This window comes from Streptomyces sp. NRRL S-495 (genome assembly GCF_000966955.1).
Taxonomy (GTDB): domain Bacteria; phylum Actinomycetota; class Actinomycetes; order Streptomycetales; family Streptomycetaceae; genus Kitasatospora; species Kitasatospora purpeofusca.
Genome location: NZ_JZWY01000218.1, coordinates 1 through 10,093 on the forward strand (window position 1 = coordinate 1; position 10,093 = coordinate 10,093).

Below are 10,093 nucleotides of genomic sequence, written 5' to 3' on the forward strand. Positions count from 1 at the left end.
GGCCAGGACGGCGCCGAGCGCGGCACCGGCGGAGAGCAGCGCGGCGGTCTTGCCGCCCTCCATCTCCAGGCACTCGGCGACGGTGACGGTGTCCCGCTGTTCGAAGGCGACGTCCATCGCCTGCCCGTCGATCAGCCGGCGGCTGGCGGTGTTGAGCAGCCGGACGGCGCGCGCGGCGTCGGTGGGGCTCGCGCCGCCCGCGGTCGCGGCGTCGAGCAGCACCTCCGTACCGAGCGTGGCCAGGGCGTCACCGACCAGGATCGCCTGGGCCGGGCCGAAGACCGTCCAGGCGGTGGCCCGGTGGCGCCGGGTCTCGTCACCGTCCATCAGATCATCATGGAGCAGGGAGAAGTTGTGCACCAGTTCAACAGCGACCCCACCTGGCACCCCGGCTTCCGCCGGGGCACCGGCGGCCTGGGCCGAGAGCAGCGCCAGGGTGGGGCGCACGGCCTTGCCGCCGTCCCCCACGACCGGCATGCCGTCCCGGTCGATCCAGCCGAAGTGGTACGCCGCGACGGTGTCCATGGGTGCGGCCAGCCGGGCGACAGCGGCCCTCAGCGGCGGGGTGCAGAGCGCGCGGGTGCGGTTGAGCAGTTCCGGCACCGAGACCGGTCCGGCATGTGCCGTGGCTCCGCCGGCGGTGCCGGTGCGTGACTCCACGTACGTTCCCTCTCCCTGGTGGTGCCTGGCCGCGTGGGACGGCCCGAGGCTGGCGGTGATGGTGCGGCCGGGCTCGACGCGGCCGGTGGCGGTGGCGCCGCCGGGGCCGAGCGGGTGGGCACCCGCTCTGGCGGGCTCGCCGAGGTCCCCGGCGAGGGCGGTGCCGGTCACCTCGGCCACCTCCCGTCGCCGCGGTCGGCCGGCCGGGGCCGGCCGTCGGCGGCCGGTACCGCGTCGGCGGCGGCGTGACCGCTGCGCACGGCCCCCTCCATGGTCGCGGGCCAGCCGGTGGCCGTCCACGCGCCGGCCAGCAGCAGGCCGGGGACGGCGGTGCGCGGGCCGGGGCGCAGCGCGGCGGTGCCCGGGGCCGGGTCGAAGGTGGCGGTGCGCTCGCGGGTGACGAAGAAGTCCAGTACCTCGGCCCCGCCGGCGGCGGGCAGCAGCCGGGCCAGCTCCGGCAGGTAGCGGCGGCGCAGTTCGGCGACCGGAAGGTCGATCTCGTCCTCCACGGCGGACTGCGAGAGCGCCAGGTACTGGGCGTCGGGGTGGGCCGCGCCGAGCGAGGTGCCGGCCAGCCCGGAGTGCGCGGTGCGGTCGAAGACCCACTGCACGGGCGAGCCGAGCGCGGCGAAGAACGGCCGGCGCAGCACCTTGCGGTCGTAGACCACGTGGACGTTGAGGATCGGCGAGGTGCCGAAGCGGGCGAGCCGGTCCTGGCGGGCCACCGCGTCGGGCGGCAGCAGCTCCGCCGCGGTGTCCTGGGCGCCGGCCAGGACCACCGTCTCGGCGGTGAGCGGCTCGCCGCCGCCCTCCAGTCGGACGGTGTGCTGCGGGACGGCCGGCTTGAGCTCGGCCACCCGGGCCCGCAGCAGCACCTTCACTCCTGCGCGCTCCAGCTCGGCGAGCGCCCGGTCGTGGTGGATGGTGCCGAGCGGGACGGCGGCCATGCCGATGTCGGAGGCCCCGGGGTCGGAGAGCAGGCCGGTCTTGAACACCATCGCGGCCAGTGCCAGCGACACCCGGTCGGCCCTGGCGTTCAGGGTGGCCACGCCGACGAGGTCCCACAGCGCGGCGACGGTCCGCTCGTTCTGGCCCTGCCGGCGCAGCCAGTCGCCGAAGGAGACGGCGTCCAGGGTCGGGTCGGCGAGGTCCAGCCGGCGCAGCGCGAGCGCGCCGCGGACCACCCGGGCCCGGTCGGCCGGGCCGAGGTGCGGGTAGCGGGCCAGGCTGCCCGCGAGGTGCAGCGGCACCGGCAGCGCGGCGCGTCCGAGCCGGCCCAGCGTGCGGACCGGCGCGTCGGCGGGCCCGGAGACGCCCAGGACGGGCACGTCCAGCCGCTCCTGGAGGTGGACCAGCCGGTTGGCGCCGAGACGCTCCAGCAGGCCCCGGTAGGCAGTGCAGCAGCGCAGGTACACGTGCTGGCCGTTGTCGACGGTCAGCTCCCCGCGGCGGAAGGAGAAGGCCAGGCCGCCGAGGCGGGGCCGGCCCTCGGCGAGGGTGACCCGGTGGCCCGCCTCCGCCAGCCGCAGCGCGGCGGTGATGCCCGCGAGGCCGCCGCCGACCACGACGGCGGCCGGGCGCGCGGCGTCGGCTCGCCCGGTCATCCGACCTCCCCCTCGCGTCCGGCGCCCGGTCCGGTCGTGCCCGGGGCGCCCGTGGTCAGTGCCGTCGGGTCCGCGGTCAGTGCGGCCGGGCCCGACCCAACGGTCAACAGGGCTCTACCCATAAGTGATTCCCCGCTGACACAGCGTGACAGAACTGTGGCAAGAATCAAGAACGCCCCCCGGCGAGCCCGGAAAGCGCCACGTACGCCTTCTCCCAGCCCGGCAGCGAGACCCGGCCGCGCAGCACCGACTCCGGGTCGGCGGCGATCCGGCCGAGCAGCCGGTGGTAGATGCCCGCCATGGCGGCGGTGCAGGCCCGGCTGCGGCGGTCGAGCATCGGCAGCAGCCGCAGGCCCTCCTCGAAGGCCGCCTGGGCGCGGGCCGCCTCGAAGGAGACCAGCCCGGCGAAGTCGGCCCCGACCGGGGGCCTGGGGTGGGCGAAGCCCTCCTGGCAGCCGAACCGGACGAGGTCCTCCATCGGCAGGTAGGTGCGGCCGTTGAGGGCGTCCTCGCGCAGGTCGCGCAGGATGTTGGTGAGCTGGAGCGCCAGCCCGAGGGTGTCGGCGTACCGGGCGCCGCGCTCGGGGTCGTCGCAGCCGTAGACGCCGAGCGACAGCCGGCCGATGGCCCCGGCGACGCACCGGCAGTAGACCTTGAGCTCCTCGTAGGTCTGGTACTCGGCGCCCTTGAGGTCCATCTCGACGCCGTCGATCAGCTCGTCGAAGCCGCCGAGGTCGATCGGGAAGCGCCGGGCGCTGTCCGCGAGCGCGACCTTGATCGGGTCGGTGTCGTCCTCCGCGACGGAGCCGGCCCGGATCTCGTCGAGCAGTTCGCGGGTGCGCAGCAGCGCCTCCGCCTTGCGGTCGGCCGGGAGCTCGCCGTCGCCGATGTCGTCCACCCGGCGCGCCAGCGCGTACAGGGCCGACATGGCCAGCCGCTTCGGCTCGGGCAGCAGCCTGATGCCGTAGCTGAAGTTGCGGGCCTGCAGTCCGGTCACTGCCTCGCAGTACCGGTAGGCCGCCATGACCGGAGCCGACGCCAGTGGTGATGCCGCCACGCGGGCGTTCACCTTCCCTTCGCGAAGATGGCCGCCGCCTTCGCTGCGAGGCGGCGCTTGTCCGGCTTCGCCTGCTGGGCGAGTACGTCGTACCCGGCGCCCTCGACGGCCGCCAGGGCCGCGTACCCGCCCGCGGTGAATCCCGCGAGGAGCAGTCGAAGCCTCCCCCGAACCGTACCTACCAATGGCGCACCTCGGTCGAGCAGGGTGCGGGCACGGTCCGCCTCGAAGCGGATCAGCTCGCGGACGGGTGCGCCGGCGCTCGGCGCGGCGAGGTCGGCCTCGGTGACGCCGAAGCGTTCGAGGTCCTCGGCGGGCAGGTAGATCCGGCCCCGGGCGAGGTCCTCGGCGACGTCCTGGAGGTGCTCGACGATCTGCAGGGCCCGGCAGATGTCGTCGGACATCGCGATCCGCTCGGGGGTGCCGAAGCCGGCGATGGCCAGGACCAGGCGGCCGACCGGGTCGGCGGAGAGCGTGCAGTAGGCGATGAGTTCGTCGTAGTCCCGGTACCGGGTGGTGGTCTGGTCGACCCGGTTGGCCTCGATCAGCCGGCGGAACGGCTCCGGGGTGAGCCCGCGGCGGTCGACCAGGGGGACCAGCGGGCGCAGCAGCGGGTGCCGGGGGGCCTCGCCGCGGGCGGGGTCGAGGGCGGTCTCGAAGACCCGGTCGAGGTCGCGCTCCAGGCCGTCCAGCAGGGCGAGGCGGAACGCCGTTTCGGCCGGGGAGGGCCGGTCGGGAGCGGGCGGGCCGGACTGGGCCGAAGGGGTGAGTCCGGGGGCCTCGGACGGCTCCGGCGGCGCGGGGACGCCGAGCAGTGCGGCGGTGCCGGCCGGGTCGGCGAGGTCGCCGTCGCCGGCGTCGTCCACCAGCCGGGCGAAGCCGTAGACCGTCATGAGGTCGTCGCGCCACGCGGCGGGCAGGAAGAACGGGGCGACCGGGAAGTTCTCCGCGCTCGCCTTCGCCAGGGTCGCCGCTCCCGCGGGGCCGGGTTCCGGGCGGCCGCCTCCGGGCGGGGACTCACTACTGGGCTGGGCCGAAGCCGACACTGCTGTCACTCCCCCGTTCTACACCGCTCAAGTGATCGGCCCGAGTCGGACACGCGTCCGATCACGGGAGTCACGTCCGGCACACCACCCCCGCGCCTACAGCCTGACACCGACGCCCGCGCCGGAGAAGAGCGCCTCACCCGGCGCACGGGGCGCTCACCCGGGCGGGGGCGGGCCACCCGGGGCACGACGGGGCCAGGGCGGGGCGCACGAACGGACAGGGGCCGGCCCCGGGTCTCCGCCCGGGGCCGGCCCCGTCGCGCGGACCGGTGCGGTGCTACGGGCGCTCGCCGCGCTCGTAGGCGCGGACGACCTCCTCGGTCGGGCCGTCCATGACCAGCTCGCCGGCCTCGATCCAGATGGTCCGCTCGCAGGTCTCGCGGATCGACGCGTTGTCGTGGCTGACCAGGAAGACCGTACCGGCCTCCGCGCGCAGCTCCTCGATCCGCTTCTTGCTGCGGGCCTGGAAGGCCTGGTCACCGGTGGCCAGCGCCTCGTCGATGAGCAGCACGTCGTGGGTCTTGGCGGCGGCGATCGCGAAGCGCAGCCGGGCACCCATGCCGGAGGAGTAGGTGCGCATCGGCAGCGAGATGAAGTCGCCCTTCTCGTTGATGCCCGAGAACTCGACGATCTCCTGGTAGCGGCGGCGCACATCGGCCGGCGACATGCCCATGGCGAGGCAGCCGAGGACGACGTTGCGCTCACCGGTCAGCTCGTTCATCAGCGCGGCGTTGACGCCGAGCAACGAGGGCTGGCCGTTGGTGTAGATGCCGCCCTTCTCGGTCGGCAGCAGACCGGCGATGGCCGCCAGCATGGTGGACTTGCCGGAGCCGTTGGAGCCGATCAGGCCGATCGCCTCGCCCTTGTACGCGGTGAAGCTGACGCCCTTCACCGCGTGCACCTCGCGGACGCCGGACGACCGCTTGCGGCTGATGATCCGGCTCAGCGCGGAGGTGGCACTGCCCTTGCCGGAGCCCGCCCCGTGCACCCGGTAGACGATGTGCACGTCGTCGACCACCACGGTGGGGTCGCGGGCCACGTCGGCGTCGAACACCTTGCGGCGGGGGACGGCGTCCTCCAGGTCCTTGCGCAGGTCGGCCCCTCGAACATCGGTGTCAGCCACGGCCGTACTCCTCCTCAGCCTTCCAGAAGAAGACGTATCCGATGACCAGCATGCCCACGCCCCAGGCGATCGCGTACTTCCACTGGTGCGGCGGGAACTCCAGGAAGACCTTCTCGTGCTTGTTGTAGATGATCGGCGCCAACGCGTGCCGGACCAGGTCGATGTAGACCGAGGCCGGGTTGAGCTCCATCACCTTCTGCCAGAACGGCGGCCAGTCCTTGATCTTGTCGGAGATGCTGTACATGACGCCGGAGAGGAACAGCCAGGCGCGCATCGCGAACGGGATCAGCTGGGAGATGTCGCTGGTCTTGGCACCGATCCGGGAGAAGATCAGGGCGACACCGGTGTTGAACATCGACTGCAGCAGCAGGGCGGGGATCACCAGGACCCAGGTCCGGCCCGGTTCGATGCCGTTCAGGAGGACGACGGCGAACAGCACGACCATCGAGATCAGCAGTTGCTGGAGCTGGATCACGGTGAACGCGATCGGCAGCGAGGCGCGCGGGAAGTGCAGCGCCCGGATCAGCCCGAGGTTGTCCGAGATCGCCCGGGTGCCCGACTGCACCGCGTTCTGGGTGAACTGGAAGATGAAGACGCCGATGCAGAGCCAGGCGACGTAGTACGGGTTGTCGTCCTTGTTCTTCAGGATCTCGCCGAAGACCAGGTAGAACACCGCGCAGTTCAGCAGCGGCGTCACGACCTGCCAGACCTGCCCGAGCTTGGCGTCGGTGTACTGGGCCACCAGGCGCGCGGTGGCGAAGGCCCAGATGAAGTGACGCCGGGCCCAGAGCTGCTTGGAGTAGGCGAACAGGCCGGGCCTTCTGCCGCTCACCGTCAGGCCGTACTTTTCCGCGAGCTGCTTGGGGGTCAGGCCCGCGTCCGCCCCCCTCGGGGCTGAGAGGCTGACGGGTTCACTCACTGTCGACACATTCATCCTTCGCGCGGGATCGTCGGGGCGGGCCGGTCGACGGGGGTCCGCCGGCCTTGCGCCGATGGGGATCCACTCGGATCTCGGGGGGAGTGCGGCCGGTGTGTGGTCACCGGCCCGGCGACCGACCTGCCGTCCGGTGACCGGAAGTCACCGGACGGTCACCGGACGGATCAGATGACCGGCGGTCGGCCCAGCCTGGTCAGTCGCCAAACGGTACGCCATCGCATGGGCCGCCGCGTACCGCAGGGTTCGCGCCAGCCCGCCCGGAACCCGCCCCACCAGGCCTTGAACGCCTCGGGGGAGGGTCGGCGGGCCAGCGTGAGCAGGAACCAGGTTCCCAGGTATAGAGGCACCAAAGGGGCCGGAAGGTTCCGTCTGGCGAGCCAGACCCTGTTCCGGGCCACGTTGTGGAAGTACGAGGCGTGCCGGGCGGGCGAGGTGGTGGGGTGGTGCAGCACCACGTCGGCCCGGTAGTCGATGGCCCAGCCCGCGTCCAGCGCGCGCCAGGCGAGGTCGGTCTCCTCGTGGGCGTAGAAGAACTCCGCGGGCAGCTGGCCGGCGTTCTCGAACACCGCGCAGCGCACCGCGCTCGCCCCGCCGAGGAAGGTGGTCACCCGGGAGGAGCGCAGCGGGTCGCTGGCGCGCAGCCGGGGCACGTGCCGGCGCTGGGTGACGCCGGTCTCCGGGTCGGCGATCCGGAAGCTCACGATGCCGAGCTCCGGGTCGGCCGTGAAGGCCTCGCGCAGCAGCCGGGCCGAGTCGGTGCCGGGCAGGCTGCCGTCGTCGTCCAGGAACAGCACCGCGTCGACGTCCCGGCCGTCGCGGCCGAACAGCTCGATGCCGACGTTGCGGCCGCCCGGGATGCCGAGGTTCTCCGGCAGCTCGACGGAGCGCACACCGGACGGGAGCGGCGGCAGCGGGGCGCCGTTGGCGACCACGGCCAGCTCGACGGCCGGGCCCTGCTGGGCGCGGACCGACTCGATCAGGGCGGTCAGCTCGTCCGGGCGGTTGCCCATGGTGATGATCACCGCGCCGAGCCGGAAGGTGTCGGCACCGGTGGCGGTGTCCGCGGTGGCGGCGGCGTTCTCCGTCATGTCCGTCCCCGTCCTGCCCGTCCCCGTCACGCCGCTCACCGGAGCCTGCTCGACAGGACGATGCTCAGCAAGTGCAGCACGGTCTGCAGCATCGCGATCGCGGCCAGCACCACCACCGCGATCCGGGTGAAGAAGAGGCCGCCGTGCACCAGGTCGGCGACACCGGCGGCGAGGATGAACAGCGAGGCCTCGACCGCGCCGACCAGCCGGTGGAACTTGAGCACCGAGGCGGCCCGGCGGGCCTTGGCGACACCGGCCGAGCGCGGCACCGAGGCGCTGTCCTCGACCGCCGTCAGACCGCTGCGGGCGCGGGCCACGTCGACCAGGTCGGTCTCCGACTTGATCAGGATCGCGCCGAGCGCGGCCAGGGTGCCGAGGAAGGCCCACTCCCACTGCGAGGTGCTGCCCTCGCGGTGCAGCAGGTCGGTGGCGCGCAGGCCGAGTCCGGTCAGCAGGGCCGCCTCGGACATGTAGTGGCCGACCCGGTCCAGGTAGACGCCGGTGAGCGAGGTCTGCCGGCGCCAGCGGGCGACCTCGCCGTCCACGCAGTCCAGCAGCAGGTAGAGCTGGATCAGCACGGCCGCCAGCACCGCGCCGGCGATCCCGGGGACGATCAGCGCGGCGCCGGCCAGGATGCCCGTGAGCATCATCAGATAGGTCAGGCCGTTGGGCGTGATCACCGTGACCGTGGAGAGCACCCGGGTGATCCGCAGCGAGATCCGCCGCATGTAGAGCCGGCCGGCCCAGTGCTCGGCACTGCGGCGCTGGAGCATGCCCTCCGGGTGGATGACCGCGCGCAGTTCCTCGATCGAGGGGCGGCGGGTCAGGTCGACCGGCGGCGTGGACCCGGCGGCGGAACGGTCAGCTGTTGACGGCTTGGACATAGTCGGCGTACGCGTCCCTGATTGCGGAAGGGGAGAGGTCGAGGTGTTCGAGGATGGTGAAACGGCCCGGCCGGGTATTCGGAGCGTAGTGCACCGCCTCGGTGAACTCCGCTTCGGTGAAGCCGATCTGAGCGGCGGTCACCGGCAGCCCGTGGGGCGCCAGGCGCTCCACGATCAGACCGGTCAGCTCGCGCTCGCCCCGCAGGAAGCTGGCGAAGGCGGCACCGAGGCCGACCTGTTCGCCGTGCTGGGCGGACCGCTTGGGATACAGCACGTCCAGGGCATGCGAGATCTCGTGGCAGGCGCCCGACGAGGGCCGGGTGCTGCCCGCGATGTTCATCGCGATGCCGGACAGTACCAGTGCCTCGGCGAGGGCGGTGAGGAAGCCCTGATCCTGAAGGTTTCCTGGGTGCCGCAGCAGGTTCTCGCCCGCCGAACGGGCCATCGCGACGGCCAGTCCGTCCACCGGTTCACCGGTCTCGGCGTGCGACAACTCCCAGTCGGCGCAGGCCGAGATGTTGGAGACGATGTCGCCGATGCCGGCCGCGACGAAGCGCGGCGGGGCGCCCTGGATCACGTCCAGGTCGATCACGATGCCGATCGGGCTCGGCACCCCGTAGGAGCCGCGCCCGGCGTCGTTGTCGAGGGTGGAGACCGGCGAGCAGATGCCGTCGTGGGCCAGGTTGGTCGGGACCGAGACCAGCGGCAGGCCGAGTCGCGCGGCGGCGTACTTGGCCGCGTCGATGATCTTGCCGCCGCCCAGGGCGACGATGGTGTCGTAGTGGCCGCCGCGCACACCGCCGCGGATCTCGTCCGCCAGCCGCACCGCGCTGTCGAGGCTGCCGTCCGCCACGCTGTACCAGTCGGCGCCGGGCAGGGCCGGCTCCAGCCGGGCCCGCAGCACCGAACCCGAGCCGTTGCTGATCGCCACCGCGATCCGGCCCGAGGCGGACAGCCGCTGGTCGGCGAGGATGCCGCCGAGCGCGTCCAGCGCGCCCGGGCGGATCTCCACGAAGAGCGGCGACGGCACCAGCCGGGTCAGTACTGGCACGCGATCTCCCGCGCCTTCGCCAGGTCGTCGTGGTTGTCGACCTCGACCCAGGAGACCTCGCCGATCGGCTGGACGTCGATCCGCAGGCCGCGGTTCACCATCTCCTGGTAGCCGTCCTCGTAGTACAGCTGCGGGTCGCGCTCGTAGGTGGCGCGCAGCGCGTCGGCGAGGTCGGCGGCGGCGGCCGGGTTGATCACGGTGACACCGATGTACTCGCCGGTGGCCTCCGCCGGGTCCATCAGCTTGGTGATGCGGCGCATGCCGGCGGCCGGGTCGACGACCACCTTCATCTCCTCGTCGGCGAGCTTCTTCACCGTGTCGAGGGCGAGCAGGATGCCGGGCGCGCGGCCCTCGGCGGTCAGCCGGGCGTTGCCCTCCAGCATGGTGCGCTGGACCGAGACGGGGTGGACGGTGTCGCCGTTGGCGAGCAGCAGGCCCTCGGTGAAGAGCTCACGGGCGCACCAGAGCGAGTAGGCGTTGTTCCACTCCTCGGCCTTGTCGTTCTCGACCAGGGTGAGCTTGACACCGTACTTCCGCTCCAGCGCCTCCTTGCGCTCCTCGACCGCCTCCTTGCGGTAGCCGACGACGATCGCCGCCTCGCGCAGGCCGACCTCGGCGAAGTTGCCGAGGGTGAGGTCCAGGA

Annotated in this window: 10 protein-coding genes; all 10 read right to left on the bottom strand. The window is 73.0% G+C overall.

Features of this window, described 5'->3' with window-relative positions; translation table 11 throughout:
• Positions 1-603 (bottom strand): polyprenyl synthetase family protein (locus VR45_RS13330; RefSeq protein WP_045939945.1); only part of this gene is annotated, 603 nt, incomplete at its 3' end.
• Between the two features lie 224 nt (positions 604-827).
• Positions 828-2,264, bottom strand: a complete 1,437-nt coding sequence (gene hpnE / locus VR45_RS13335) for a hydroxysqualene dehydroxylase HpnE (RefSeq protein ID WP_045939939.1) — start codon at positions 2,262-2,264, stop codon at positions 828-830.
• Between the two features lie 166 nt (positions 2,265-2,430).
• Entirely contained in the window at positions 2,431-3,288 is an 858-nt protein-coding gene (gene hpnD / locus VR45_RS13340; RefSeq protein ID WP_045939940.1) for a presqualene diphosphate synthase HpnD, read from the bottom strand.
• A 41-nt stretch (positions 3,289-3,329) separates the two neighbouring features.
• A complete protein-coding gene (gene hpnC, locus VR45_RS13345) occupies positions 3,330-4,286 on the bottom strand; it encodes a squalene synthase HpnC (RefSeq protein ID WP_045939946.1) in 957 nt (318 codons plus the stop codon).
• A 358-nt stretch (positions 4,287-4,644) separates the two neighbouring features.
• Positions 4,645-5,448, bottom strand: coding sequence for an ABC transporter ATP-binding protein (locus tag VR45_RS13350; protein WP_199839757.1), 804 nt, complete (start codon positions 5,446-5,448; stop codon positions 4,645-4,647).
• A gap of 34 nt (positions 5,449-5,482) precedes the next feature.
• Positions 5,483-6,424, bottom strand: a complete 942-nt coding sequence (locus tag VR45_RS13355; protein ID WP_045939941.1) for an ABC transporter permease — start codon at positions 6,422-6,424, stop codon at positions 5,483-5,485.
• A gap of 167 nt (positions 6,425-6,591) precedes the next feature.
• Positions 6,592-7,515 carry a glycosyltransferase gene (locus VR45_RS13360; RefSeq protein ID WP_045939942.1) on the bottom strand — a complete coding sequence of 308 codons (924 nt, stop codon included), beginning with the start codon at positions 7,513-7,515 and terminating at the stop codon, positions 6,592-6,594.
• Positions 7,516-7,550: 35 nt separating this feature from the next.
• Entirely contained in the window at positions 7,551-8,288 is a 738-nt protein-coding gene (locus VR45_RS13365; protein ID WP_045939948.1) for a CDP-alcohol phosphatidyltransferase family protein, read from the bottom strand.
• A gap of 88 nt (positions 8,289-8,376) precedes the next feature.
• Positions 8,377-9,450, bottom strand: a complete 1,074-nt coding sequence (locus VR45_RS13370) for an iron-containing alcohol dehydrogenase family protein (protein ID WP_045939943.1) — start codon at positions 9,448-9,450, stop codon at positions 8,377-8,379.
• A partial coding sequence (locus VR45_RS13375) for a nucleotide sugar-1-phosphate transferase (protein ID WP_045939944.1) occupies positions 9,438-10,093 on the bottom strand: 656 nt, incomplete at its 5' end. The genes VR45_RS13375 and VR45_RS13370, both read right to left, overlap by 13 nt.

Excerpts from the sequence above, each read along its gene's own strand:
- VR45_RS13355 (WP_045939941.1), bottom strand. The coding sequence starts at position 6,424 with ATGAATGTGTCGACAGTGAGTGAACCCGTCAGCCTCTCAGCCCCGAGG.
- VR45_RS13360 (WP_045939942.1), bottom strand. The coding sequence starts at position 7,515 with ATGACGGAGAACGCCGCCGCCACCGCGGACACCGCCACCGGTGCCGAC.
- hpnD (WP_045939940.1), bottom strand. The coding sequence starts at position 3,288 with ATGGCGGCCTACCGGTACTGCGAGGCAGTGACCGGACTGCAGGCCCGC.
- VR45_RS13365 (WP_045939948.1), bottom strand. The coding sequence starts at position 8,288 with ATGCTCCAGCGCCGCAGTGCCGAGCACTGGGCCGGCCGGCTCTACATG.
- hpnE (WP_045939939.1), bottom strand. The coding sequence starts at position 2,264 with ATGACCGGGCGAGCCGACGCCGCGCGCCCGGCCGCCGTCGTGGTCGGC.